This window comes from Pseudomonas iridis, from assembly GCF_017980685.1.
In the GTDB taxonomy this organism is placed as follows: Bacteria; Pseudomonadota; Gammaproteobacteria; order Pseudomonadales; family Pseudomonadaceae; genus Aquipseudomonas; species Aquipseudomonas iridis.
The window spans coordinates 24637-51374 of the sequence record NZ_JACXXO010000017.1; the positions used below are offsets into that span (position 1 = coordinate 24637).

At 60.5% G+C, this 26738-nt stretch carries 21 protein-coding genes; 9 read left to right on the forward strand and 12 right to left on the reverse strand.

The window, feature by feature from the left end; translation table 11 throughout:
- Positions 1-5 precede the first annotated feature (5 nt).
- The 9 genes from IEQ42_RS22280 to tssB all read right to left on the reverse strand — a co-directional run bounded on the left by IEQ42_RS22280 (position 6) and on the right by tssB (position 11080).
- The gene (locus IEQ42_RS22280; protein WP_210705246.1) at positions 6-839 is read right to left on the reverse strand and encodes a hypothetical protein; all 834 of its coding nucleotides are present in this window, start codon (positions 837-839) and stop codon (positions 6-8) included.
- 270 nt (positions 840-1109) lie between these two features.
- Complete coding sequence (locus IEQ42_RS22285; protein WP_210705247.1) at positions 1110-2606, reverse strand: hypothetical protein; 1497 nt, start codon at positions 2604-2606, stop codon at positions 1110-1112.
- Positions 2607-2683: 77 nt separating this feature from the next.
- On the reverse strand, positions 2684-5224 hold the full coding sequence (tssH, locus tag IEQ42_RS22290; RefSeq protein WP_210705248.1) for a type VI secretion system ATPase TssH: 2541 nt from the start codon (positions 5222-5224) through the stop codon (positions 2684-2686).
- Between the two features lies 1 nt (position 5225).
- Positions 5226-6251, reverse strand: a complete 1026-nt coding sequence (gene tssG, locus IEQ42_RS22295; protein ID WP_210705249.1) for a type VI secretion system baseplate subunit TssG — start codon at positions 6249-6251, stop codon at positions 5226-5228.
- Positions 6215-8008, reverse strand: coding sequence for a type VI secretion system baseplate subunit TssF (tssF, locus tag IEQ42_RS22300; protein WP_210705250.1), 1794 nt, complete (start codon positions 8006-8008; stop codon positions 6215-6217). Before tssF ends, tssG begins: the two co-directional genes overlap by 37 nt.
- Positions 7992-8435 carry a type VI secretion system baseplate subunit TssE gene (gene tssE, locus IEQ42_RS22305; RefSeq protein WP_210705252.1) on the reverse strand — a complete coding sequence of 148 codons (444 nt, stop codon included), beginning with the start codon at positions 8433-8435 and terminating at the stop codon, positions 7992-7994. Before tssE ends, tssF begins: the two co-directional genes overlap by 17 nt.
- A 15-nt stretch (positions 8436-8450) precedes the next feature.
- Positions 8451-8948, reverse strand: a complete 498-nt coding sequence (locus tag IEQ42_RS22310; protein ID WP_150602870.1) for an Hcp family type VI secretion system effector — start codon at positions 8946-8948, stop codon at positions 8451-8453.
- A gap of 77 nt (positions 8949-9025) precedes the next feature.
- A complete protein-coding gene (gene tssC, locus IEQ42_RS22315) occupies positions 9026-10507 on the reverse strand; it encodes a type VI secretion system contractile sheath large subunit (RefSeq protein ID WP_210705254.1) in 1482 nt (493 codons plus the stop codon).
- 30 nt (positions 10508-10537) lie between these two features.
- Positions 10538-11080 (reverse strand): type VI secretion system contractile sheath small subunit, encoded by a 543-nt coding sequence (gene tssB / locus IEQ42_RS22320; protein WP_150602868.1) that lies wholly within the window; start codon positions 11078-11080, stop codon positions 10538-10540.
- A 267-nt stretch (positions 11081-11347) separates the two neighbouring features.
- On the opposite strand from tssB, the gene IEQ42_RS22325 reads away from it, so the two are divergent.
- Genes IEQ42_RS22325 through tssA form a run of 5 tightly spaced genes read left to right on the forward strand, consistent with a single transcriptional unit; the run spans position 11348 to position 18816 of the window.
- Positions 11348-11755 (forward strand): type VI secretion protein, encoded by a 408-nt coding sequence (locus tag IEQ42_RS22325; protein ID WP_395593714.1) that lies wholly within the window; start codon positions 11348-11350, stop codon positions 11753-11755.
- A gap of 46 nt (positions 11756-11801) precedes the next feature.
- On the forward strand, positions 11802-13133 hold the full coding sequence (gene tssK / locus IEQ42_RS22330) for a type VI secretion system baseplate subunit TssK (RefSeq protein WP_210705258.1): 1332 nt from the start codon (positions 11802-11804) through the stop codon (positions 13131-13133).
- An 18-nt stretch (positions 13134-13151) separates the two neighbouring features.
- The gene (locus IEQ42_RS22335) at positions 13152-13916 is read left to right on the forward strand and encodes a DotU/TssL family secretion system protein (RefSeq protein WP_210705261.1); all 765 of its coding nucleotides are present in this window, start codon (positions 13152-13154) and stop codon (positions 13914-13916) included.
- Complete coding sequence (locus IEQ42_RS22340; RefSeq protein ID WP_210705263.1) at positions 13913-17737, forward strand: type VI secretion system protein; 3825 nt, start codon at positions 13913-13915, stop codon at positions 17735-17737. The genes IEQ42_RS22335 and IEQ42_RS22340 overlap by 4 nt, the downstream gene beginning before the upstream one ends.
- Positions 17734-18816 (forward strand): type VI secretion system protein TssA, encoded by a 1083-nt coding sequence (gene tssA, locus IEQ42_RS22345; protein ID WP_210705265.1) that lies wholly within the window; start codon positions 17734-17736, stop codon positions 18814-18816. The genes IEQ42_RS22340 and tssA overlap by 4 nt, the downstream gene beginning before the upstream one ends.
- Here the strand turns inward: tssA and IEQ42_RS22350 are convergent.
- Complete coding sequence (locus IEQ42_RS22350; protein WP_210705267.1) at positions 18813-19781, reverse strand: 2-hydroxyacid dehydrogenase; 969 nt, start codon at positions 19779-19781, stop codon at positions 18813-18815. The two genes, tssA and IEQ42_RS22350, sit on opposite strands and share 4 nt — an antisense overlap.
- A gap of 140 nt (positions 19782-19921) precedes the next feature.
- The gene (locus IEQ42_RS22355; RefSeq protein ID WP_210705269.1) at positions 19922-20446 is read right to left on the reverse strand and encodes a cysteine hydrolase family protein; all 525 of its coding nucleotides are present in this window, start codon (positions 20444-20446) and stop codon (positions 19922-19924) included.
- A 308-nt stretch (positions 20447-20754) separates the two neighbouring features.
- On the opposite strand from IEQ42_RS22355, the gene IEQ42_RS27810 reads away from it, so the two are divergent.
- The 3 genes from IEQ42_RS27810 (at position 20755) to IEQ42_RS22370 (ending at position 22838) form a co-directional block, all read left to right on the forward strand.
- Positions 20755-21084: a hypothetical protein gene (locus IEQ42_RS27810; RefSeq protein ID WP_395593712.1), complete on the forward strand. Its 330-nt coding sequence runs from the start codon at positions 20755-20757 to the stop codon at positions 21082-21084.
- Between the two features lie 49 nt (positions 21085-21133).
- On the forward strand, positions 21134-21304 hold the full coding sequence (locus IEQ42_RS22365; RefSeq protein ID WP_196304163.1) for a hypothetical protein: 171 nt from the start codon (positions 21134-21136) through the stop codon (positions 21302-21304).
- Between the two features lie 253 nt (positions 21305-21557).
- Positions 21558-22838 (forward strand): HAAAP family serine/threonine permease, encoded by a 1281-nt coding sequence (locus tag IEQ42_RS22370; RefSeq protein WP_210705346.1) that lies wholly within the window; start codon positions 21558-21560, stop codon positions 22836-22838.
- 267 nt (positions 22839-23105) lie between these two features.
- Here IEQ42_RS22370 and acnB read toward each other — a convergent pair whose 3' ends face one another.
- The gene (gene acnB / locus IEQ42_RS22375; RefSeq protein ID WP_210705347.1) at positions 23106-25715 is read right to left on the reverse strand and encodes a bifunctional aconitate hydratase 2/2-methylisocitrate dehydratase; all 2610 of its coding nucleotides are present in this window, start codon (positions 25713-25715) and stop codon (positions 23106-23108) included.
- A gap of 471 nt (positions 25716-26186) precedes the next feature.
- On the opposite strand from acnB, the gene IEQ42_RS22380 reads away from it, so the two are divergent.
- Positions 26187-26657: a DUF1289 domain-containing protein gene (locus tag IEQ42_RS22380; protein WP_042559628.1), complete on the forward strand. Its 471-nt coding sequence runs from the start codon at positions 26187-26189 to the stop codon at positions 26655-26657.
- The last annotated feature ends 81 nt before the right edge of the window (positions 26658-26738 follow it).

Below are 26738 nucleotides of genomic sequence, written 5' to 3' on the forward strand. Positions count from 1 at the left end.
TCCTTTTAGTGAATCAATGGGCCCAGTCCTTTGAGCCCCGGGGGCGCTTCAAGCTGACTGGCATCAATGGTTTCGATTTCAAGAGAGCCAGAACCGTCGCTGTCGTCATCGCTGCCTTCACCGCTGTCGTTGCCGCTTGAATCGGAACTTGAACCGTCATCCTCCGGAGCCGGGCGCCATTTGCCCCTGACGAAAATCCACCGCGTAATCCGTTGAGCGGCGCCAGCATTGGCTGTTGGGCCTTCGAGCCGGACCGGCGGGCGAGTTATCGAGTTTTCCTGGCGAAAGGTAACCGCAGTATCAGGACTGGCGACGACGTTCTCGTCTAAACCGTGAGTTTTTTGCACATCAAAGAAAATCTGCCAGTAGCGGTGCCCGAGGATTTGAACTTTTCTGGTGGCCGTGTTGAATGCCATGACCCAGAGTACAAAAACCGATGTACCAAACACGCGATTGAAAGTGACCTCACCATAGGTTCGTGGATAGTCCTTGAACTCGGGCAGGTTCAGTCGGTGTGTCCGCATTTGCTGTGTCGTTACCGGCGGAATGAAGAAGAAGCCCGCGGCGTTTTGTTCCTGATCAAGGCACTGAACCAACACTTCTTTCATTATTCGTTCAGGCGGTCTTGCATCCCGGTATATCCAACTACTTTTCGCACAGAGCAGATTCTGGACAAAACCAAATTGCCAGTTGTGCAAGCTGTGGTCGGGATTGGTGATGTTTATCGACGCTCCAACCACCGTGACGCCACCGACGCCAATGCTGACGCCGTTTCTGTTGTCATAACCCACGGCGAGCTCGGTAGAGACAACGGGGTTCCATGCCAGGACAAATTCCATTCAACCTCCAGCCGCTCGACGGCTATCCGACAGGTTCGGAGTGGTCGCTGCCCATTTCAAGGCTATTCCAATACCCACTCCGCCAACTTCCCGTCACCTGCCTCATCAACACATGCTCGACATCCCGCGCACCCGCCGGGCTGCGCTTGGCGAGCACTGCTTTTACGATTCCTGCAAATCAAACGGGGACAGATTTATTTGTTTATTCATCCATTCATTCCTCAAACGGAAGCAATAAATCCGTCCCTTTGATTCATTTCTTTGATTCAGTCACTTCCGAGCGTCTTTGGCTTCGGCCGCCTTGGCCTGCTGCCACATCGGGATCGCCTTGAACGCAGTGACCATGTCGTAATCCAGCGCCACCGGTTTTGCACCTGCTGCGGTGTCGGGGCCCATCGGGGTCTTGCCGTCGCGGCTCTGGAACCAGCTCATCCAGAGTTTCGATCCGGGTTCAGCCATGACCAGTGCCGCGTCAGGGTCACTGCCCGAAAGCGGCGGATCGATGGTTTGCGGTGGCTGGCTGGAGGTGGGTAGCAAGAACGAGGTCATCGGATATTGGGCGCTACTGTGGCAACCCAGGCATCCTGCACTGGCCAGACCGGCCGGGTAGTAGTGCGAGGCGGTCCAGGCAGGCGTCACGACGGCGCCGTCGTTCGGGCCTGACAGTCGGCCGTCCCAGCCCAGTGTCGAGACCGCGTAAACCGGTGACTGGGGGTTGATCCAGTTTTCGCTGAGTTTCGGATTGACCGTAACGGGCGGAGTCAGCGCCGTGGGTGCTGTGTTGATGACGTCAGGGTTGCCTCCCCAGGTGGCCCCCAGCGGAATCATCTTGTCCCAGGCGTCTTTGCCCGGCGCGTTCTTGTCGTACACCAGGGTGGAGAAAACCCAGCCGGTTTGCGGGGACGCAACGCTGTCTTTGACGATGATGTCGAACTGCATCAACGACACATTGGTCATGGCCGGTTGAGTGGTGGTGCCCTTGAAGTCTTGACCGACGCATTGGGTTTTATTCAATGCACTGCCATTGCTGGTGTTCACCGGTGCGTAGATCTCCCACTGGGCGGCGCCTTCCATGGGCGCCCAATCGCTGCCACAGGCACTGACCATGGCGAATTTGATGATGACGCTGCCTTCGGCAAACTGCGTAGTGGTCGTCTCCAAAACCGGATTCATCGCGCGCTCCGGGGTTTTACCCCAGATATCGCCGAGGGTTTTCGCCGCGCGGGTGTCGTACAGCGTCAGCACATAAGTGGTCACCGGCAGGGTTTGATCCGTCAGTGTGCCAGCGGGAAAGCCTGACCCGACATACACGCCACGAATGGGCTCACGTTCAATACCCAGCCAGATCGAGTCGTACCAGCCACTGTTTTGGTAATTCCAGTTGGCATAGTCATAAACAATTTTGCGCATGTCGGGAGAAACGTAGTCCTTCAGCGCCTGAACGTAGGCACCGGCATTCGCCTGGGTGATTTTGCCGTTGCCGGTGGTCTTGCTCCACGCAAAGGAGTTGCCGGCAGGTAGTTGCGTCGGATAATCATGGCTGAGCGTGAACAGCGGCCCTTTGTAATCCGGTGGTGGGGAAATGGCCGAGGTCAGGAACGGGTCGATCTGTAAATTCGCGTCCCTGAGTTTGTCGACCGTGGAGGTCAGGAAGGACACCTTGCCCACCAGTTCGTTTTCGGAATGCCGAGTGTCGGCCTGCGCGGCCAGCGGTATCGCGATACAGGCTCCCAGTAGGCTCATCGGGTATTTCAGTCTGTTTTTCATGACATTTTCCTTGTCGGTTTTGGCAGAGCGCCTTTCTTTCATCACGGTTTTAGTGCACTTGTTGCGGACGCTGAGCTTTACTCCAATACCCACTCCGCCAACTTCCCCGTCACCTGCGTCATCAACACATTCTCGACATCCCGCGCGCCCGCCGCGCTGCACTTGGCGAGCACCGCTTTAACGATTCCTGAATCAAACTCGAACTGCTTGCCCGTCGCCGCTTTGTACCGACCACGCAACTTCTCAAGCTTGGCCAACACAATCCCTTCCAGCGTCGCTTCATCCAGTGGTCGATACGCAACCACCGTCATGCGCGCCAGAAACGCTGGGCGGAAGGCTTTCAGCAGGACCTTATGCAGTGCCTCGTTGAAGGCGTCAGATCCGAGTTGCGCTACCGGCGTGTCGAGCAACAGTTCGGCACCGACATTGCTGGTGGCCAACATCACGGTGTTCTTGAAATCCACCACCAACCCGGTGCCGTCCTCCATCAAACCCTTGTCGAACACGTTGTAAAACGCCTCCAGCACATCCGGATGGGCCTTCTCGATTTCATCCAGCAACACCACCGAATAGGGTTTGCGCCGCACCGCTTCCGTCAGCACGCCGCCACTGCCATACCCGACATAACCGGGCGGGGCACCTTTGAGCTGGCTGACGGTGTGCGCCTCCTGATACTCGGAAAGGTTGATGCTGATCAGGTTGCGTTCGCCGCCATACAAAGCGTCGGCCAGCGCATAGGCGGTTTCGGTTTTGCCGACGCCGGTAGGGCCGACCAGCAGAAATACGCCGACCGGTTTTTGCGGATCGGTCAGCCCGGCGCGATAGGCCTGCAAGCGTTGAGCGATGGTGTTCAGCGCGGTGCTCTGGCCCATCACCCGTAGGCCCATGCGCTGGCCGAGGGTGCGGACGGCGTGGGCTTCGTCGGCGAGCATTTTGCCGACGGGAATGCCGGTCCAGCCTGCAATCACGGCGGCGACGGTTTTGCTGTCGACTTGCTCGGGGACCAGCGGATCGTCTTGCCGAATCGCATCCAGTCCCGCTTCAAGTCTTAGCAATTCAGCCGCCAGGTGATCGATGCGGCTGTCGGTGGCTTCATCCGGTTTGTCGTTGTCGGCGCGCTCGCTCAACGCCAGCATTTCCCGGCGCGTATCGAGAAGCTCGCGCACGGCCACGCGCTCTTCTCCCCAGCGGGTTTCCAGCTCGCGGATGGCTTGCACGTTACCCGTGGACTCGGTTTCCAGCAGGGTGATGCGCTCGCGGTGATCGAGGCCGGTGGCCTGTTCGCGGCGCAGGCGATCAGCTTCATCCTTGAGGCTGTTCTGCCGATGGCGCAGGCTTTCCAGCGGTGGCGGCACGTCGTGCTGGCCGAGGGCGACGCGGGCACACGCGGTATCCAGCACGCTGATGGCTTTGTCCGGCAACTGGCGGCCGGAGATGTAGCGGTGCGAAAGTTTCACCGCTTCATGGATCGCCGCGTCGAGCACTTGCACGCCGTGATGCTGTTCCAGTTTGGCGGCGACGCCACGGAGCATTTCCACGGCGGTGATTTCGTCCGGCTCCTCTACCTGCACAAGCTGAAAGCGACGGGCGAGGGCAGGGTCCTTCTCGAAGTATTTCTTGTACTCCATCCAGGTGGTTGCGGCGAGGGTGCGCAACTCGCCACGGGCCAGCGCCGGTTTGAGCAGGTTCGCTGCATCGCTGCCGCCCTCGGCCCCGCCCGCGCCGATCAGCGTGTGGGCCTCATCAATGAACAGGATGATCGGTTTGTCGGCGTTACGTACCGCGTCGATCACACCTTTGAGCCGTTGTTCGAACTCGCCTTTGACCCCGGCGCCGGCCTGCAACAAACCGAGGTCGAGCACGCGCAGGCTGACCTCCTGCAACGACGGCGGCACATCGCCGGCGGCGATGCGCAGGGCCAGGCCTTCGACCACGGCGGTTTTGCCCACGCCCGGTGCGCCGACCAGAATCGGATTGTTCTGGCGGCGGCGCAGAAGAATGTCGATGCACTGACGAATCTCGCCGTCGCGCCCCACAATCGGGTCGATGCGCCCGGCGTGAGCGTCGGCGGTCAGGTCTTGCGTGTATTGATCGAGCACAGAATCCTGCCGTGGCGCAGGATTTCCAGAAGGCATGGAACGCGGGCCGACGTGCTCACGAGAGTTTTCCGTCCACTCCAGCAGATTCGCACGCAGCGCCTCCTTGGGAATACGCAGTAGAGACGACGCGCTGTTGAGCAACAAACTGCGGCGTTCTTCGCGATCGATCAGCGCCAGCAACAGCAGGCCGGAGCGAATGCTGTCGAGCCCCAACACGCTGGCCTGCACCACGGCATCTTCCAGTAAACCCAGCGTATGGGAAGACAGCGCCGGGGTGCGTGTGCTGCCGGATTTGAACAGCTCCAGCGCCTTGTTGATTTCCGCCGTCAGCGCATCACGTTCCAGACCGAAACGCGGCAACAGAAAAGCAAAGTCACCGCCCTCGATGTCGAGCAGTTCCAGCAGCAGGTGCTCTATCTCGACAAAGTGATGCCCCCGCTGCAGACAGCGTTGCGCGGCGCGTTCGAGGGCGCGGCGGTTGTCCGGGTTGAGGCGCCCGATCAGGCTGGCCAGTTCCATTTCAGGTGATCTCCAGCTGACGAAGGCGGGTTTCGATGCGTTGCACAGCGAGACTGGCCTGGCGTTGCAAACCGCCGTTCCAGCTCAGTTGCACTGGAGCCTGGCGTCCGAGTTTCATTGGCCCGGCACCGCGTATCAGCAGCACCAGGGTCACGTCCAGGTCCGGACCGAAATACAGCGCCGCGAGACTGGCCAGCGCCGGATGGGTTTCACCGTCCGGCAAAAAACGCCCGGCCTGCGCCGAGGGCAACGGCCCGAGGGTCAGACGAATACCGGCGTGTTCATCCCATACGCGTGTACCGGCGACGGCCGTGCGACCGAGCTGCAGATTGCGCCCACCGGGTTTCATCAGACTGCGACTGGCCAGTGGGATCTCGCGCCATGCGCCTTCATAAGCGCTCAACTCGACCGGAACGCCGAACTGCTCACGCACAATCGCGGCAAACCCGGCGAGTGACCGGCGACCATCGGCAAATAACGCGGTGCAGGCCAACACCGCGCAATCGGCAATGGCCTGGCGCTCCTGCAAGGATTTGGGCAGCAACCCGGTCAGTGCGCGCAGTTGCGCCTGCACCGGCGAGGCACCTGGAGTGACAAAGCCGAGGGCGATGCGGTGTTTGCGCATCACCTTGTACAGCAGGCTGAGCAGGCGATGCTGGAACAGATCGAGGAACGCGGCCGGCGCATGATCCTTGGCCCGCGCCCGTTGTTGCAGCCATTCCTGATAAGCGTAGGGCAGCGGGCCGTCAGGGCCGCCAAGGCCGAAGATCGGCGTGTCGAGGGTCAACGGTTCGCCGGGCTCTTCGCGCAGGTTTTCGATCTGGCTGGCGGCGAACAACGGCGTCAGCGGCCCGCGCAACTTCAGCGCTTCGGCTTGCGGTGCGGTGCCGCTGCCGAGGGAGTTGGCCTGTGGCTGCTCGCGCTCCAGCAGCAGCAACGCCTGCAGCCACTCGAACGCCTGCGGATCGCGGCGCAGTCGCTGGCTCAGCGTCAGAGCGACAGCGGCATGCCGGCTTGGGGTTGCCATGCCTTGACCTCCTTGTCGTCCTGCATCAATACCGTGCGCACAAAGCGATTGGCGGTGGCGTACACCGAAAAGAACTGCGCGAGCACCGCTGAAAACAACACGGCGCTGCTGCCGACAAAATGCTGCGGATCAAGCTGCAGTTGCACCTCCAGACCATTGCGCCAACCGCGCCAGGCATCCGCGCCGACGTGGCCGATGACCCGTTCGCAACCCAGGCTCGACAGGCCCTCGATCTGGCGAATGGCGCTGGTCTCATCACGCAAATTATGCAGATGCAGAATCTCTTTCAGCGCATCGAGCGCCTGCGGGCCTTCGACCAGTGACAAGTGATTGAGGGTCAGTTGCGACACCAGCCGCCAACGCGAATCGCCGTCCAGTCGCGGCATGCTCTGCGGGCTCGGCGGGTTGCGCAGGCGTGCCCAGGCCACCGGGCCGGGGCGTTCAAAACCCAACGGCGTGCCGGCTTGCAAACTCTGTGCGAGGTGTCGATTGGTGCACAGCAACTCGGCGGTGAGGCTGTAATCGGGCAGATCGGTTCGCGGCTCAAAACGGGTGTCGACCACGCTCACCAGCAAATCACTGCCGAGTCGGTTCGGGGTCATGCCGCTGACCCGGCGAGCATGCCAATAACGTTGTTGATCGCCGCCGCTGTGCTGACTGCCGTAATAGGCCGGCAGTCGTTGCACGCCGGCGGGGGAACTGGCGCGCATGCCGCGAATACTGTGGATCTCGACGCTGTTTTCGCGGTGGCTATCGGCAACCAGGCGATACTCGCTGCGGGTGCCGTCCGGGCGCAGCGGCTCGGAGGTGCGCGGGAACAGATTGATCACCGGCGCGCAGCCGAGGGCGATGTCACTGGCCTGCAAATGCAGGCGACTGGTCGGCGCACGGTCGAAAACGATGTACAGATAAAGCGTCTGACTGTCAGTGGCGACGCCGCTCAACGGCAGGTCGAAAAAATGGAATTTGTCCGGGAAGGCGAAGTACTCGGCCAGCAGACGCATGCCCGGATGCACGCCGTCTTCATCGGGCAGCATGACTTCGTCATCGCTGAAGCCAACGATTTTCGGCAGGCCTTTGAGCGCTGTCGGGACACTGCCGGGCGACCCTGCCAGCACTTGCACCGCCCGTGCGCCGAGCAAGTCGTAGAGGCAGGCATTGACCACGGGCGAAGCCGCAAGGTGGATACGCAGTTGCTCGATACCCAGCGCTGACCACTGGCTTTCACCCAGGCAACGCAAACTCAGGCGCAGCGCCGAGCGCGACTGCGCGACACCAGTCAACGCCTGGGCTTCATCGCTGCCCAGCAGCAGCGCTTCGCTCACTTCAATGGGCCACAGACACGCGGCGGCCGTGGTCCGAAAATGGATGCTCTCGCCTTTGCTGGTGGTCACGAACAACGGTGTATCGCGGGGTAGGGGATAGCCGTCGTCGAGGTTGCCTTTGCCTGGGTCTGGTTCGAACTGAACGATTGCGCCGGAGGGCAATGGACGCATGGCCAATGGGTAAAGTTGTTCGAGCAGCGCATCGCTGAATTCGGCGTAATCGTCATCGAGCCTTCGTTGCAGCCGCGCCGCGAGCAACGCAAAACCTTCGAGCAAGCGTTCGACATGCGGGTCGGGGCACTCGCCGGGGGACAGTTGCAGACGTCGGGCGACTTTCGGGTAGCGCTCGGCAAACTGGCTGCCGGCGTGGCGCAGCCAGGTCAGTTCGCGCTGATAGTAGTCGAGCAGTTGCGGGTCAATCGAGTCGCTCATGGCGCACCTCCATCCCTTGACCGCCGGGTTCGATAACGAACGCTACCGGCCAGTGTTGCTCGCCGCTGCGCAGTACGCCCAGCAAACGAATGCTCATTTGCTGAGGGTGCGCAGGCAGGGGATTGACCTGAACCTCGCCCAGTTTCAGGCGCGGTTCGAAGTGAGTAATCGCTTCACGGATGTCCCGCGCCAGGCGCCGACGGTCATCGCTGCGCTGTTGTTGCAGGGCGCTCCAGTCGGCGATGCCGTAGTCGAGCACGCTGGGTGGATGGGTCAGCGTGCGCGGACCACGGCGAGTGTTGAACAGGCGCCCGAGCTCGGCGTGTACCGAGTCGAGCAAGTCCTGGCGATCAAACTCCCGCGTGTCGTCGGCCTCGCTGGAGGCGAGGCGTTCGAACAGCGGAGCGAGTATGCCGGTGCCTGCCATGGCCGCGATGCCGGGTTAGCTGACGAGCTTGTTGGCGGCCATGTCCCACGTCGACGCGGCGGTGCCTTCCTTGGTGCCGTCGTCTTTCTGCGCGGTGAGCTCCCATTTGATTTTGGTGAAGTTCAGCGACACGGTTTCCACCGGTTTGCCACCGGTGCCGCCGCTGACGCTGACATTCGACAGCACCACGTTGGTCAGGGTGTAGACGATAAAGGGCATCAACTGCCCGCTGCCTTCGGCGGCGTTGCGACCGATGGTGATGATGGCTTCGGGGATCGGTTTGCCGGCGCAGCAATATTCGTTGAGAGAGGGCGTCGAGCTGTCGACGAACTTGGTCACGGTGAACTCGCCGATGTGCGGTTTGCCGGAGGTTCGCTCCGAGTTGCTGACGTCGTTGGTCACCTGCATCGCCACGTTGTGGCTGTAGGACATGACTTCGATCTTGTCGGCAAAACCCTCGAGCAGGCTATCGCCTTTGATGTCGCCGCCGAGGTCGAGAATGATTGCATCCATCGCTTGAAACTCCTGAAAGGTGTCGTGCTGGATAAATAGTGCGGTGCCCCGCCGCGCGGGCGGCGGGGGCAGTCAGGTCAGGCCGCAACCGGCGGCGGCAATGTCGCTACTAGACGAATCGACGCCGTCAGTTCCTCAAGCTGAAAGTGTGGGCGCAGGAACACCGTCGCCCGATAGGCACCTGGCTTGCCGGCCACCTCGGTGACATCTACCCGCGCCTCACGCAGCGGGTACTGCGCCTTGATTTCCTGCGGCGCGTTGTCGTTGATCAGCACGTAGTCGGCGATCCAGTTGTTGAGGTAGGTCTGCACGTTGTCACGGGTCATGAAGCTGCCGACCTTGTCGCGCATGATCACCTTCAGGTAATGGGCGAAACGCGACGCGGCGAGTACGTACGGCAACATCGCCGAAATCCGTGCATTGGCGTTGGCTTCGTTGGTGTTGTAGACCTTGGATTTGTTGGTGGTCTGGCCGCCGAAGAACACGGCGACGTCGCTGTTTTTCTTGTGGCACAGGGCGATGAAACCGAGGTCGTTGAGCTCTTTTTCGCGGCGGTCGGTGATCGCCACTTCTGTCGGACATTTGAGCGACAAATCACCGGAACTGGTGCGGAAGGTGTGCGCCGGCAAGCCCTCCACCGCGCCGCCGCCTTCAGCGCCACGGATCGCCGCGCACCAGCCGTACCTGGCGAACGCTTCGGTGATGCGTTGCGACAGCGCCCATGCGGCGTTGCCCCACAGGTATTTGCTGTGGTCGGTGCCATTGACGTCTTCGACGTAGTTGATGCCTTCCACCGGCGAAGTATCCGGGCCGTAAGGCAGGCGCAGGAGGAAGTGCGGCAGCACCAGCGACACATAACGCGAGTCTTCGCTCTCACGGAACGAGCGCCACTTGATCAGCTCCTGGCTCTCGAACACCTTCGACAGATCACGCGGCACCGCCAGTTCGGTGAAGCTGTTCATGTCGAACAGCCGAGGGCTGGCGGCGGCAATGAATGGCGCGTGTGCAGCGGCGGCGACGTTCGACAGTTTCTCCAGCAGGCCGATGTCCTGAGGGTGCCGGCCGAAGGTGTAGTCACCGACCAGCAGGCTGAACGGGTGGCCACCGAAGGTGCCGTACTCCTCTTCGTAGATCTTCTTGAACAGCGCGCTCTGGTCGAATTCGACGGCTTTTTCCAGGTCGTTTTGCAGCTCTTTCTGCGTGACGTTGAGCAGGCGCAGTTTCAGCCGGGAGCTGGTTTCGGTGTTCTTCACCAGCATGTGCAGGCCGCGCCATGAGGCTTCGAGTTTTTGCAGATCGGGATGGTGCAGCACCTCGTTGAGCTGGGCGCTGATCAGCTCGTCGATCTGGCTGATGCGGTCGTTGATCATCGCCACGGTGTCCTTGTCGATGGCCATGCCTTCGTCAAGCACCTGGGTGGCGAACTCCGCGAGCATGTCGCGGGCGTAATCCTGCTGACTGTCATCGTGGGCCATGCGGCCGTCGAGAATGATCTGGTCAAGCAGGGAAAGTGTCTCGGTTGTACTGTCGCTGGCTGGGTTCTTGGCGGCGGCGGGCATGGCGAATTCTCCCTCTATTCAAGTGGACGATCAGGCTTGCGGTTCGGCCGGGGCCCCGGCGTCAGGGGCCGGGGTAGCGGTGTCCGGGCGAGCCGATTTGATTTCCTGCAGGCCTTCGGTGTTGGCGATCACGTCGCGCAACAACTTGTCCAGGTCATCGTTGCCGTCGAGTTTGGTCAGCAGGTCGCGAAGGCGCTGGCGGGCTTCGAACAGGCGCCGCAGCGGCGTGACTTGCTCCACCACGTTGACCGGGTCGAAGTCGTCGATGTGTTTGAAATTGAGTTCGATGTTCAGCTTGCTGTCGTCGCCACTGAGGGTGTTGTTTACCTGCAGCGTGGCGCGGGGGGCAATTGAGGCGAGCACTTCGTTGAAGTTGTCGCGGTCAATTTCGGTAAAACGTCGTTCGGTCAGTTTTGCCAGTGGCTCAAGCGGTTTGCCGGACAGGTCGGCAAGAATTCCGACGACCAGCGGCAACTCTTTTTTCTCGATGGCATTGCCGATTTCGACGTCGTAGGTGATTTGCACCCGGGGCGGACGCACCCGGTCGAGCTTGTGTTGCGTACTTTCTGCCATGTCGGCGAACTCCGATGCGATGAGCGGGCGCAATGCATCGGGGTGGCCCGTTCATCGCTTTCCCTTGCTGGACCGTAGGTTAGAAAGGGAGGCAGATGACCTGTCGTTCCTTTGACAAACCTTCTTGGATTCGGCTGTAGGAACCGAACTACCCAAGACGCTAGAACAGGTCTATAAAAAAGCAAGCGAAAACATTTTTGGACAGAATCACGAAAAGGAAAATTCATTTTGCCTGGACGATTTTTTCTAACATGGGTGTTTGTACTGATGGCGGGTTGTTCCTTCTTCGGGCCGAAGGTGGACCTCGACAGCCTGATCCTTGACGTCGCGCCGAAGGCCAATGACGACACGCCGATTGCCGTGGATTTCATCGCGGTCAATGACCCCGACCTGCTCAAGCAACTGTCCGGCATCAATGCCAGTCAGTGGTTTGCTCAACGCGAGCAGTATCAACGCGACTATCGTCAACTGATGAGCGTGTGGGGACTGGAGCTGGTGCCGGGGCAATTCATCGACCGTCAGCCTTTCCCGCTGGAGGGCAAGAAGGCCGCTGGACTTTTAGTCTTCGCCAGCTATAACACTCCCGGAGCGCACCGATTACGCCTCGACGATCAGCGCGAGGCGTGGCTGAAATTCGACAGTCGCGAGATGAATCTGGTCAGCCAGGACAACTGAAAAAAACCGCCCGCCGCCGGCGTGCGACAGGGTCGAAGGGAGTCGTATGAGTCTGCTACCTGACGCGGTCTGCTGGCACGAAGGCATGCAATTGCTGCCGCAGCATTTTCAGTTGCAGGGGCTGCGGGCCGAAGCGCTCGGCGCGCATCTGGCGCAGGCGTGCAACCCGTGGTTCTGGGGCGTCAGCCACATGGAGTTCGACCCTTCGGCGCTGAGTGCTGGCGTAGTGCGGGTGCTGTCGCTGCAAGGCACGCTGCCCGACGGCTTGCCGGTGGATGTGCAGGCCGGTGTCGGCGAGACGCTGGAGCTGGATGTCAGCGCGGCGATCGAGGCCACTGACGATGCCACTGTCACCGTGTATCTGGCGATCAGCCCGATGTGGCGCGCCGGGCAACTGCTGCCGCTCAGGGGCCGTTTGCAATCGGTGGTCGGTGAGGCGTTGCCGGACCTCACCAGCGGCCAGTTCCCCGAAACGATCACCGTGTGGCGCCCCAATCCACGCCTGTGCACGCAACTGAACCGAGCCGACTCAATCTGCCTGCCGTTGCTGAAAATCCGCAAGGAGGGCGGCGGTTTTCTGCCGTTGGCCTACACACCGCCGACGCCCGTCCTGTTGCCGGAATCTGCCCTCGGTCGACGCATCGCCGGGCTCTGTGCACGGGCGCGGGAAAAATGTCTGTTTCTCGGCGGTCGCCTGCGTCAGGCGCAACAGGCCGGCAATCAGGATGATGCGTTGGAAATCCGTCGGCAGTTGACCGCGTTGTGGGCGCGCCTGCCGGAAGTCGAAGGCACACTGAACAGCCGCATCGCGCACCCGCAAACCCTGTATGTGCATTTGCTGGGCCTTGCCGGCGCGTGGTCGGCGCTCGATCCGCTGGCCGGAGTGCCGGCGTTCGCGCCGCTGGATTTTCTCGAGTTGCAGCGCGGTTACGACACCGTGCTGCAATGGCTCGAAAGCACCCTCGAACTGATCCGCGCCGGCTACCGCAGCCTGCCGTTCGAACGCAGCGAGCAGAGCTTTTCGATCCAGTTGCCGGACGAACAGCCGAGCCAGCGCCTGGTTATCGGTTTGCGCATGCCCAACGGCGCCAGCGAGCAAGCGGCGATTGACTGGTTGCGCGGCGCGATCATCGCTTCTGCGCCGCACATTGCCTTGCTCAGTCGCCAACGCATGAGCGGTTTGACGCACCAGGCCATGAGCCGCACCGAGCAAGTGGCCTATAGCGTCGGTGAGGACACGCGACTGTTCGTGATCACGGCCGAAGGCGCGTGGTTCGATGCGCAACTGCCACTGATGATTGCCGCGCCAGCAGCCAAGCTGACCAGCAGCCCGTGGCAAGTGGTGCTGTTTGTCGCCCAGAACAGCGAAAGTGCCTGATCACACAAGGAACGCCGTATGTCGCAAGGAAGTGCCGCAAGCCTTGGGTTGCAGGACGCACCGTTGAGCAGCGCGTTCCGGCAGGCGTGGCAGCAATGGCAACAGGATTGGTTGCAGTTGCCCAAGGACAGCGAGGACGAAGCGGCATTGGTGGAAACCGTGGTCGAGCTGTCCACGCAGGCCTCGCAACGACTGTGGCGCACCGCGTATTCACGGGTCGGCGACTCGGCCACCGAACAGGTCAAAGCCGTGGTGTATGCGTTCGTCGCACTGGTCGACGAAACCCTGTTGTTCACGCCTTGGCCGGGGCAGGGCGCATGGCAGGACAAACCGTTGGAGTCGCGCTTGTATTCCAGTCGTCAGGCTGGCGAGCAGGTGCCGGCGGCGATTCAAGCCCTGCTCGACGAGCAGCAACCGACCACCCGCGATCTGGCCAACGTGTATTTGCAATGCCTGATCCTCGGCTTCCATGGCCGTCTGCGCGGCGAGCACAGCCAGGCACAACTGGAAAAATGGCGGTTGGCGCTGTTCAACTTTGCCTGGCAAGCCGAAGCCACGTACGCCGACGTCAGCCGCCGACTGGCGCAGCCCTCGCTGGCGATACCGTTGCAGATGCCGGTGCGCACCGCGCTGCCGGATGGCTTTCGTCTGGCGTTGGGCATTCTGGCCATCGTGCTGTTACTCACCGGGCTCGGGCATTGGTTGTGGCGTGACATCGGCCAACAGTTGGCGCCGGTATTGCAAACCAGCGACGTGGTGGATGCGCCGGAGCAAGACTCATGAGCCCGCTGACGATTGTCGCGTGGGTCGTCGCCATTGTGTTGGTGCTGGTAATCATCGGCGTGGCGGTGTGGTGGCTGCGTACGCAGAGCGGCGCGGCGATCCGCAGTTTTTATGCCTCGGTGCGCCATATGGAGCGCGACCAGGGCAATCTCGACCGCTATCAGATGCCATGGCTGCTGATGCTCGGTGACGAAGTCCAGGGTACGCAACTGGTCACCGAGTGGCGTTTGCAGCCGACCGACAAACCGGCGTGGTTCGGGCGCTGGTGGTCGGACCCCGAAGGCGCGGTGCTGGTGGTACCGCAGGCATTGTTCCTGCCGGACGACGGCATGCATTTGCAGCGCGGCAGTTGGTGGCGGCTGCTCGGCCTGATCCTGCGCTTGCGCAGCAAACGGCCGCTGGACGCGGTGATCTGGACGGTGCCGGTCAGTCGCCTGGACAATCTTGAACAAGCGACGCAGTTGGGTCTGGCCGCGCGTCGACGTTTTATCGACCTGCTGCAACGCTTCGGCCTGAGCGTCCCGGTTTATGTGATCGTCACCGGGCTCGAGGAATTGCCGGGATTTCAGGAACTGATCAGTGCGTTGCCGCAGGAGGCTCGCGAAGCCACGCTGGGCTGGTCGTCACCCTATGCGCGTGACGCCGTGTGGCAAGGTGCGTGGAGTGATCAGGCGCTGGACCATCTGCACCGCGCCGTGGCCGAAGCCGTGATTGAAATCGGTACGTTGTCGGGGCAATTGAGTGCCGATCTGTATGCCTTGCCGGACCGTCTCGAGACTTTGCGGCGTGGTTTGCAGAACGTACTGGAGCCTGTATTTCAGGGCAATGCGCAAGGCGAGGCGCCGTGTTTTCGCGGCGTGTATTTCACCGCCAATGTCGCGGGTGAAGACGCGCAGAATGGTTTTGGCGTGGAAGACAGCGGCTTGCAGCGCAGCGCGTTCGCCCGGCAATTGTGGCACCAGCGATTGGTTGGCGAGCAGGGGCTGGCGCACGGTGTGCCGCGCTTGCTGCGCCTGCGTCAACGTTGGCAACGGCTGACTGCCGGGGTGGCGCTGGTGGTGGGTGTGGTCTGGGCGGTGGCGATGCTGTGGGTCTGGCACGCATCGGTCAGGGATGCCCATGAACTGGCGCGGCAGATGCAGGGCGCGCAGAAGAGTTACGTGGCGGTCACCGATGAGGCGCAGCGAATCGATTCGACCCGGCGTAACGTGCAGGCTTTCTGGCGGGTACTGGAACGCGCCCCGCACTGGAACTACGTTTCGCTGGTGTTTCCGACGTCGTGGTTTTCCTCGCTCGATAACCAGCTCGAGCAGGAAGTTTTTCAGTCCACCCGGCGCCATATGATCTTGCCTCTGCAACAACTGCTGAGCGCGGAGCTGGCGCAAATCAAGGCGATCCGCAGCACTGATCGGCGCAGCACTCTCGAAGGCGACGACCCGGCGCAGTGGCAGAACTATCAAAAGGCAACCGATCTGGTGAATCGGGCACTGCGTCTTGAACAGCAAAACCAACTGTTCAATCAAGTGCAAAACAATCAGCGCGCACCGCTGGAAGATCTGGTGCAACTGAGCAACAACGCGCTGTCGCTGAACCTCAACGCAGGCACCCTGGCGTATGCGCCTTTCTACAATCGTCTGCTGGTGGCGGGCGAGGACGGCAGCTTGCAGGCCCTTGACCTGAGCGCCGACCGGCCGTTGATCGTCAGTAATTTCTCCGGATTGATGCAGCGCTGGCTCGATCAATATTTCCTCGCCGACAACTTTGTCAGCAAGGCCGGTTATCTCAAGTTGCACCTGGATCAATTGGAGGCCGGCAGTGGTAACAGCCTGGTCGAGCTAGAAGACCTGACCGCGCTGGTCGACGATCTGCAAGCGGCGATTACCCTGACCAATTCGACCTGGAGCCGCGGCAAGGGCCAGGAGCTCGTGCCGGGTTATCGAGACTTCCTCGACAAGGTTGGCAAGAGTTCGCTGTTGGGGCCACAGGTGCAACAGGACCTTGACACGCAAGCGACACGCTTGCAGCAGAGTTTCCGTGATCAATGGATCGCCCAGGTCGGCTCGCGCGACAATCTTCTCGTTCAGCAGGCCAGTGGGCAGTTGGCGCTGCAAGAGCAAGTGGTGAAGCTCGATAACGCGATACAGGCGCTGTTCAAGCGTGACTTCGTTTCAGCGGCCTTGCGTGCCAGCGAAGACAACGTCAACTTGCAGGGCCAGACCGTGGATGGCGATGACCTCAATGAATCACTGAAATACTTCGCCGACTACAGCCGCTATATCGCTGAAGAATTACCGCGCATCCCGCCGGATTATCGCGGCGCGCTGCTCAAAGCCGCCGAGGGCGCCGCCGCCCAGGCAATGTGGTTGAGCCTCAAGGATCACAACGATCAGGCGCATCCTTATGCGGTGTTCAACGTGCAGGCCGAGCAAGCCATGGCCCTGCAAAAGGCGTTCATCGAGGTGCACCGGCCGGACTTGGCCACGCGCCTGCAAGCAGCGCTCAATCGCCGGGCGATGGCGCAGATTGTCGGCGGTCTGGATGAAATCACAGAGCAGCCGCTGTTTGGCGGACGTGCCGAAATCAGTCAGTGGGACGGCTCGAAAAACCTGGGCCTGCAACTGTTCGGTGCCAGCGATGTGCAGGACCTGAAACTGAGTCTCAAGCAGCAATTCAACACCATGCTTGGCATCACCGAACGGCGCACATCTTCGTTGCAGTGGCTGATGACGCAGCAAGCCAATCTGTCGGCGCTGGATTACGAACGGGTCACGCAATTCAGTGCGCTCAACGATGAACTGCTTAGGTACAAAGAGGCCAATCCGGCCAGTCCACCGGCGCAGATCGAGCAAATGATCAGTCGGGATTTCATCGAAATGGACGTCAATTCCTGCTTGCAAATGTTGCAGACGGTCACCCTTGCGGGGGGGCGCGGCACGTTGGCGATGCGTGCGGTGGAGTTGCAACAGCAAGCCATGCAGCGTTGCCAGGTGCTGCAAGTCCAACAGGCTGCGGCGGCATGGAATGAATTGGCCAGCTACTTCAATCAATACCTGGCCGATCGCTTTCCGTTCGCCAATGGCGTGCAGATGGAGGATGCCGATCCGGCGCGGGTTGAATATTTTCTGCAACTGATCGACAAACGCCTGCCGGTCGCCCAGGCCGGACTGGCCACCAATCAGACTCCAGAACGCCCGGCCGCGGCTGATTTTCTCAATCGCCTGAAGCAGGCCAGCACGTGGCTGACGCCGTTGTTTGTGCGCGACAAGAGCGGCATTCTCGGCGTTGAACTGGACGTGCGTTGGCGCACCGATCGTGATGACGAGCAGGGCGCCGATCAAGTGATTGCCTGGGGCTTGCTTGCCGGCAATCAGCAAATCAATTATCCGGTCCCGGCCGAGCAACCGAACCTGCGCTGGCTGGTCGGCCAACCGATTCGCCTGACCCTGCGCTGGGCGCGCAACGGCAAGGAGCGCCCGGTCAACGACCCGCTGCAACCGAACCTGGTGGTGCGTGATCTGGAAGCCGGTTGGGAATATGGCGGGCCGTGGTCGCTGCTGCGGCTGATGCGCGCGCATTTCTCGGTGCAGCGCCAGCCGAACATGGACTACACCGACTTCCCGTTGACCCTGCGCTTGCCAGTGACGGGGGCCCCCGACAGCGTCACCAGCGAATTCACACGGATGTTCGTGCGCGTTTCGTTGATGAGCCAAGGTTCGAAACTGCCGTTGTCGATTGCGCCGTTGCCGACCCGCGCGCCGCGCTCGCCGTTTCAGGCAACCGGCAGCACCGCCGCCCTTGAATCACAGAAGGAGGGCTTGTGAGCCTGCCATCAACTACGTTGCCGGACCTGATTGATCAGTTACTCGCGCCGATCAGTGCGGACGCGCCTTGCGGCGTCGATTTGCGCTATGAGCGTGAGTTCGACCAGTTGCGCGACCTGCGTCGTGAGGATGACGCCAGCCTGCCGACCGGGGTCTGGCAATCGACACTCAAGCGGGCGAACTGGCCCGATGTCGAGAAACTCACCACGACGTTATTGCTGGAGCGCAGCAAGGATCTGATGCTCAGCGCCTGGCTCGGCGAAGCGTGGCTGCATTTGCAGGCGCTGGACGGCTTGCCCGGCAGTCTGGCGCTGATCGCCGGTCTGTGTGAGCGCTTCCCCGAGGACTTGCATCCGCGCGCCGAGGATGGCGACCAGTCGTGGCGGGTTATTCCGCTGGAATGGCTGGTGCGCCGGTACAGTGAAGTGTTGCTCACCCGCGTGCCTTTATTCGGCAGCCGTAACAGCGATTTCGAGGCTTATACCCTTGAAGTCTGGCGGCGCTTGCAGGTTCAGCAGGTGCAGGCCAACGACAGCAAAAACGCCAAGACTTCAGCGGAAACCGCGCGCAACGAACAGAAAAAACTCAACGAACAGATTCGCGTCACGCCACTGGCGTTCTGGTTACGCACTCAGGGCAATTTGCTGCTGAGCCTGCAACACCTGCAACGGCTCGATAGCTGGAGCGATGCCTATCTGGGTGATCAGGCGCCGGGACTTCGCCCCTTGCAGGAAATCATTCAAGCGCTACTGAAGCTGGTTCAGGAGTTCATCACCATGCACCCACAACAACCGGCGCCGCCATCCCCCGAGGTCGATGTCCCTGCTGCCGTTGCGCCATCCGTCGAAGAGGCACCCATCGCGCAGGTGTTTCGCGAGCCGGCCAATCGCGAAGAGGCCTATCGCCAATTGCTGTTGATCGCCGAATACCTTGCCCGCACCGAACCTCATAGCCCGGTGCCGTATCTGATCCGCCGCGGCGTCGAGTGGGGCAACAAACCACTGAGTGAATTGCTCGGTGAGTTGATCAGCGCCGATGCTGAATCGCGGCGCTTGTGGACATTGCTTGGCGTGCTTTAGTGCACGCGCTGGCTGCTGATTTTCGGCGGTAACTGAATCGGTGTGAGCACCGGTTGGCCGGAGAAGAATGCCACCAGGTTTTTCCCCACCAGCTCCACGGTGCCTTGGGTGGCTTCCGGTGACAGACCGGCGACGTGCGGGGTTAGTAGCACGTTGCTCAGGGTTTTCAGCGCATCCGGTACTTGCGGTTCATGGTCGAACACATCCAGCGCGGCGCCGGCAATGCGCCGTTGTTCAAGGGCGGTGATCAGATCCGCCGTGGCGATCACACTGGCCCGCGCGATATTGACGATAAAACCTTTAGGGCCCAGCGCGTCGAGCACGGGACGGGTTACCAGATGCTGCGTGCCGATCCCGCCCGGCGTCGCGACGATCAGGAAGTCCGAGGCTCGCGCCAGTTCGGTCGGAGTCGAGCAGAACGCATAAGGCACCTCGCTGCGCACTTGACGGCTGTGATAGCTGATCTGCATGTCGAACCCAAGGCTGGCACGTTTGGCAATCGCCAGCCCCACCGCACCGAGGCCAAGAATGCCCAGCCGTTTGCCAGACAGCGATGGACGCATGATCTTCGGCCATTCTCCTCGGCGTACGGCGGCGTCGCAGCGCGGAATATCGCGCACCAATGCCAGCAGCATGGCCATCGCATGGTCGGCCACCGAAGAGGCGTTGACCCCGGCGCCGTTGGTCACGGTAATTCCACGATCACTGGCGGCTTGCAGGTCGACCTGTTCGTAACCGGCACCGATCACCGTGATGATTTTCAGCACGGGCAGGGCGGCGATTTCCTCTGCAGTCAGGCCAAGCGGACCACGGGTCAGCACGGCATCGATACGTGCGCCATGGGTGGCGATGGCCTGGGCGCGTTCGGCCGGCGTGGGAGCGAGGATCAGGTGAAAGCCCTGATGCTCCAGAATCGGTAGATAGTCATTGATGGTTTCAACCAGTACCAGAACGGTGGCGGGCATTGCGCGGCTCCTGTGATCGTTGGTGGTTCGGTCGCGAAAGTCGTAGCAGAGTGCTGATTCCAGAGCGCTTTGGCAATGGTTGGGCGCTGCCCCGTTTCAGCCAGTGTAGGAGCAGAAACGGGGAGCGCGCGGACACTTCGTCAGAAGGTCACGTCGGCGCTGTCGATCAACCTGGCGAAGGCGGCGCCAAGGGTTGCGTTGTGGTGGTCGATAATCGCCTGGGCGGACAATAGCGGTGTGTTCATGCAGGTGTGGGCATCGGCGATCAGGTGCGGTTTAAAGCCCAGGTCGGCGGCGGCGCGGCAGGTGCTATCGAGGCAGAATTGAGACTTCATGCCGACCAGATAAAGGTCTTCGATGGCTTTGCTTTTGAGTTGCTGTGCGAGGTCAGTGCCGTGGAAGGCGTTGGGCCTGGATTTGTCGAAGAGGGTGTCTATTTCTGCATCCAGTTCCAACTCCGGCAGCAATTGCCAGAAAGGGCAACCAGCCGCAATCGGCGAGCCTTGCGGGCCGGTGTGGCGCACGGCGAAAACCGGCACGTTGTGCTGACGCGCTTTTTTGATCAGGTGCTGGATGTTGGCCAGAACCCGTTCGCCATCGTGGGGTTTATCCGGGCCGTGGAACAGACCGACCTGCATATCGATGATCAACAGTGCTGCCGACATGGTGTTTCTCCTTGAGTGTCTGGCGGGACGCGTGTGCCGCACGGACGGGAGAAACAACAAGGCCCCGTCCATTGCTGGCGGGGCCTTGGGTTTGCTGCGCTGGATTTACCTCAGGCACAAGCACCACGACCCGCCGGTGGCGGTCGTGGTGGTGCGGGTGAGGTGCAGCGAGCGAAGGTTCATGAGGTCGATCATGCTGCTCGTGTTGGGCGGCTGTCAATCAAGTACTCGATAACTGGGCGCCGCTGGAATAGACCACATGCTGTGGCAGGGCGATTGGCCCGCTGCAATCTCAGTAGCGACTTTGTATGAGCGAGCCTACCCAACTCGCGGATTTTGCCTACGAAATCGCCGGATTCATCTGCTATCTGGTCAGGGATAAACAGGAAATCATAGGGCACAAAGTAGCTCGGGCATTCAGTGCCAATAGCCAAGGACGGCGCATGCTTCAGGACGATCGCGAAAATCTGGAACTCCAAAGGCTAATGAATGAAACACGGAAACTCGCGGCCGAGAGACAAAAGCTACTAGCGGAAGCAAAAAAATTAGAGAGGGAGACGAATTTGTATCCACTCGCAGTATTGGGTGGAGTCGTGACCGCAATCACTGCAGTGGCAGGCGTTTTTTTCAAGCTTTGAGTGTTCGCGCTTCACAACAGTCAGACCATGACCCAAAAAGGAAATGAACATGAGTACATTTGACCGCAAGGCCATGATTGAACAGTTAGATCGAGAGCACGATGAGTGGGTCGAGAAGATGCGTATCAAGGACAAGGACGATATGTATCCAATTTGGGGGATGCTGGGGTTCGGCATCTTTTGCATGTCACTTGGATTCCTCCTGGCTCGATCGATCTGATCTGGTTTTCCCAATCACATTCGGTGCTGGAGCTTGCCAGAAAGCGACACTGAACATACCCAGCACCGACAGCGTATTTCCCAAAAACGACATCCCTCTCATCTGCTCCGCACAACCATTCCTCAGCTAAGTCTTTGCTTCTGCTCATTTATCACGGAGAATCGCGCCCCTGTTTCGGCCGGAGCATGTCTGTCGGTTTTTCCGACGCGTCCTGACCGAGTGGCAAGTGACCGGAATGCGGAGATCCGACCGGATGAATGATCAGGCCAATAGCGTCGAAGAGCGCTTTGATGCAGCAGCACCCGCTGAACTTTCGAGCTGGAATCGCCAGGACACCACCTGGATGTTGGGACTGTTCGGGACGGCCATCGGCGCCGGCACCCTGTACTTGCCGATCAACGCAGGGATCGGTGGCTTCTGGCCGCTGGTGATCCTCTCGCTGTTGGCCTTCCCCATGACGTTCTACGCACACCGCGGTCTGACCCGGTTTGTGCTGTCCGGTCGCGAAGGCGCCGATATCACTGACGTGGTCGAAGAGCATTTCGGCATCAAGGCCGGCGCGCTGATCACACTGCTGTATTTCCTTGCCATCTTCCCGATCCTGCTGATCTACAGCGTCGGCCTGACCAACACGGTCGCCAGTTTCCTCGAACATCAACTGCACATCACGCCGCCGCCACGCGCGCTGCTGTCGTTCGTGCTGATCCTTGGGTTGCTGGCTGTGGTGCGTTGTGGCGAACAGGCGATCGTCAAGGCGATGAGCTTGCTGGTCTATCCGTTCATCGTCGCGCTGCTGTTCCTCGCGGTGTACCTGATTCCGCACTGGAACGGCGGCATCCTCACCACCGTGTCGCAAGTCCCCGCGCCGTCGGAGCTGCTGCACACGCTGTGGCTGGCGATTCCGGTGATCGTGTTCTCGTTCAACCACTCGCCGATCATCTCGGCGTTCGCGGTCGATCAAAAGCGCCGTTACGGCACCCACGCCGATGAGCGCAGTTCGCAAATTCTCTGCCGTGCGCACCTGCTGATGGTGGTGATGGTGCTGTTCTTCGTGTTCAGCTGCGTGCTGACCCTGTCGCCAGCTCAACTGGCTGAAGCGAAGGAGCAGAACCTGTCGATCCTGTCGTACCTGGCCAACCACTTCAGCAACCCGACCATCGCGTTCGTGGCACCGCTGATTGCGTTCGTGGCGATTTCCAAGTCGTTCCTCGGTCACTACATCGGTGCCAGTGAAGGTCTGAAAGGTCTGATCATCAAGAGCGGCAAGCGTCCCGGCGCCAAGGCGCTGGATCGCATCGTGGCGGCTTTCATGCTGGTGGTGTGCTGGATCGTGGCGACGTTGAATCCGAGCATCCTCGGCATGATCGAGACCATCGGTGGCCCGGTTATCGCGGCGATCCTGTTCCTGATGCCGATGTATGCAATCCGCAAAGTGCCGGCCATGGCGCGCTTTCGTGGTCAAGCGTCCAACGTGTTTGTCACTGTGGTAGGTCTTGTGGCAATTTCGGCGGTGGTTTACAAACTGACGATGTAAAGCAAGATCAACAGAAAAGCCGCTGCACACGATGTGTGTAGCGGTTTTTTTTCGTCTGCAAAGACGATGGTACCTGACACACCGCTATCGCTGGCAAGCCAGCTTCCACAGGGATTGCGGGTGTTTGCGCAGGGGTGGGCATCACGCAGAACACTGTGGGAGCTGGCTTGCCAGCGATGAAGACGGAGCAGGCGGCGTCTCTTCTGCAGGCATAAAAAAACGCCGCTCATCTCGCGATGGGCGGCGTTTTTTCATGGCGTTGTAACGTTAGGCTTGAACGACCGGGATGTTGGCGTTCGCAGCAGCTTCACGGAACTCGGCGATCTGGTCGAAGGACAGGTAACGGTAGATATCGGCCGCCATGCTGTCGATCTTGCCAGCGTATTCCATGTACTCCTCGACGGTCGGCAGGCGACCCAGGATCGAAGCAACCGACGCCAGCTCGGCCGAGGCCAGGTAGACGTTAGCGCCGTCGCCCAGACGGTTCGGGAAGTTACGGGTCGACGTGGAGACCACGGTGCTGTTCGGCTCAACGCGTGCCTGGTTACCCATGCACAGCGAGCAGCCTGGCATTTCCATGCGTGCGCCAGCCTTGCCGTAGATGCCGTAGTAGCCTTCTTCGGTCAGTTGGTGAGCGTCCATCTTGGTCGGCGGCGACAGCCACAGACGGGTTGGCAGCTGACCCTTGACCTGATCCAGCAGTTTACCGGCAGCGCGGAAGTGACCGATGTTGGTCATGCACGAACCGATGAACACTTCGTCGATCTTCTCGCCAGCAACGCTGGACAGCAGACGGGCGTCGTCCGGATCGTTTGGTGCGCAGAGCACAGGCTCGCTGATGTCGGCCAGATCGATTTCGATGATTTCAGCGTATTCGGCGTCAGCATCGGCTTCCATCAGCTCAGGGTTGGCAACCCAGGCTTCCATCGCTTGTGCGCGGCGTTCCAGAGTACGTGCATCGCCGTAGCCTTCGCCGATCATCCAGCGCAGCAGGGTGATGTTGGAGTTCAGGTACTCGGTGATCGACTCTTTCGACAGCTTGATGGTGCAACCGGCAGCCGAACGTTCGGCCGAGGCGTCGGACAGCTCGAAAGCCTGTTCCAGCGTCAGACCTTCCAGGCCTTCGATTTCCAGGATGCGGCCGGAGAAGGCGTTTTTCTTGCCTTTCTTCTCGACGGTCAGCAGACCGTTCTGGATAGCGAAGTAAGGAATGGCATGAACCAGGTCACGCAGGGTGATGCCAGGTTTCATTTTGCCTTTGAAGCGCACCAGGATCGATTCCGGCATGTCCAGCGGCATGACGCCGGTGGCAGCGGCGAACGCGACCAGACCGGAACCAGCCGGGAACGAGATGCCCATCGGGAAACGGGTGTGCGAGTCACCACCGGTACCGACGGTGTCCGGCAGCAGCATGCGGTTCAGCCACGAGTGGATGATGCCGTCGCCCGGACGCAGGGAAACGCCGCCGCGGGTCATGATGAAGTCAGGCAGGGTGTGGTGGGTGGTCACGTCGATCGGCTTTGGATAAGCCGCGGTGTGGCAGAAAGACTGCATCACCAGATCAGCGGAGAAGCCCAGGCACGCCAGGTCTTTCAGTTCGTCACGGGTCATTGGACCGGTGGTGTCCTGAGAACCTACGGTGGTCATCTTCGGTTCGCAGTAGGTGCCAGGACGAACGCCTTTGCCTTCTGCCAGACCGCAAGCCTTGCCGACCATTTTCTGCGCCAGGGTGAAACCCTTGGTGCTTTCAATTGGGGCATCCGGCTTCTTGAACAGATCGAACGGTGGCAGACCCAGTTCGGCGCGAGCCTTCTCGGTCAGGCCGCGGCCGATGATCAGCGGGATACGGCCGCCAGCGCGAACTTCGTCCAACAGCACCGGAGTCTTCATTTCGAAGGTGGTCAGGACTTCGTCGGTGCCGTGTTTGCAGACTTTGCCAGCATGCGGGTACAGGTCGATCACGTCGCCCATGTGCATGTTGGAAACGTCGAATTCGATTGGCAGTGCGCCGGCATCTTCCATGGTGTTGTAGAAGATCGGAGCGATTTTGCTGCCGAAGCAGAAACCGCCAGCGCGCTTGTTCGGTACGTAAGGAACGTCGTCGCCGAAGAACCACAGCACCGAGTTGGTTGCCGATTTACGCGACGAACCGGTACCGACCACGTCACCGACGTAGGCGATCGGGAAGCCTTGACCGCGCATTTCTTCGATCTGCTTCATCGGGCCGATGGCGCCCTGCTGATCAGGAACGATGCCGTCGCGAGCCATTTTCAGCATGGCCAGGGCGTGCAGCGGGATGTCTGGACGCGACCAGGCATCCGGAGCCGGGGACAGGTCGTCGGTGTTGGTTTCGCCGGTTACCTTGAACACGCGCAGGCTGATCTTGTCGGCCAGGGTCGGGCGGTTCTTGAACCACTCGCCGTCAGCCCAGGATTGCAGTACGGCTTTGGCGTGAGCGTTGCCGTTCTTGGCTTTTTCGGCCACGTCGTGGAACGCATCGAACATCAGCAGGGTGTGCTTGAGTTGTGCGGCAGCGACTGGCGCCAGCTCGGCGTCGTCCAGCAGGTCAACCAGGGTCACGATGTTGTAGCCGCCCTGCATGGTGCCGAGCAGTTCTACAGCGCGCTTCTTGTCCAGCAGAGGGGAGGAGACTTCGCCCTTGGCCAGAGCAGACAGGAAACCGGCCTTAACATAGGCAGCTTCGTCCACACCTGGTGGAATGCGATTGGTGATCAGGTCAACGAGAAAAGCTTCTTCGCCAGCCGGAGGATTCTTCAACAGCTCGACCAGGCCGGCTGTTTGTTCGGCGTTAAGCGGCTGGGGAACGATACCCAGTGCTGCGCGCTCTTCGATATGTTTGCGGTAGGCTTCAAGCACAGTTATTACCCTCATCAGTGGTCCCAAATGGGTGTCCGGGACGCTCGTCGCGAAATGCTCGTACTCATGCGCTGCGTGGCGTTGTGGGCCACTTAGCCAGAATTACCGACCATTCCTTACAGAAGCTGCTTTCAAAGTTTTACGCCTGCAGAGGGGGAGCTGATGAGGGTTGGCGTTGGGCTTTTCCCCGCTGGAAAAACCCGTCGCCAACACCGCTCTGAAGGAACGACTGTGCTCGTGACGCTTTGAAAACAGCTTCTAACGGACATTTGCGCCTTAAAAGGCTGGCTGATTCTACGGCAAAAAAAATTTAAAGGTAAGTCGGGCTCTATTGGACTTTGGTGGCGTTGTGCGCGGCCGGGGCCAAACACCGGGCCGGTGCTTGCCCCTGATGTTTGAGGGGTGATCAATGTCTGACAAAGGGCTAACATGCCGACCTGTTCCGCGTTTCAGTGCCTTTGCCTACCTTATATGCCCAATCAGACCATCAAGACCCCCTGCGTCGGCCTCTGCTCCACTGTTTACGGTGATCTGGTGTGCCGTGGCTGCAAGCGTTTCCATCACGAAGTGATCAATTGGAATGGTTACGGCGAGGAGGAAAAACGTGCGGTGTGGCTGCGTCTGGAGCAGTTGCTGTCACAAGTGATGGCGAGCAAGGTCGAGATTTTTGACCCGGCGCGGCTGCGCCAGCAGCTCGAACAGCGCAAGATCCGCTTCGTGCCGCATCAGTCGGAATATTGCTGGGCGTATCAACTGATTGCTCGTGGCGCGCGGGTGATCATTAATCTGGAAGCCTACGGCATGGTGTTGCTGCCGGAGTTTCGCGACTGGGGTCTGCCGGAGTTGCGCGATGCCATTGATCGGGAATTCTTCCTGCTGTCGGAAGCGCACTATGAGCGCTACATCGCCCCGGGATTTCTCAAAGACGCCTTCGGCGCCTGAAAGTCAAAAGATCGCAGCCTTCGGCAACTCCTACAGGTAGGACGCATTCCCTTGCAGGAGCTGCCGAAGGCTGCGATCTTT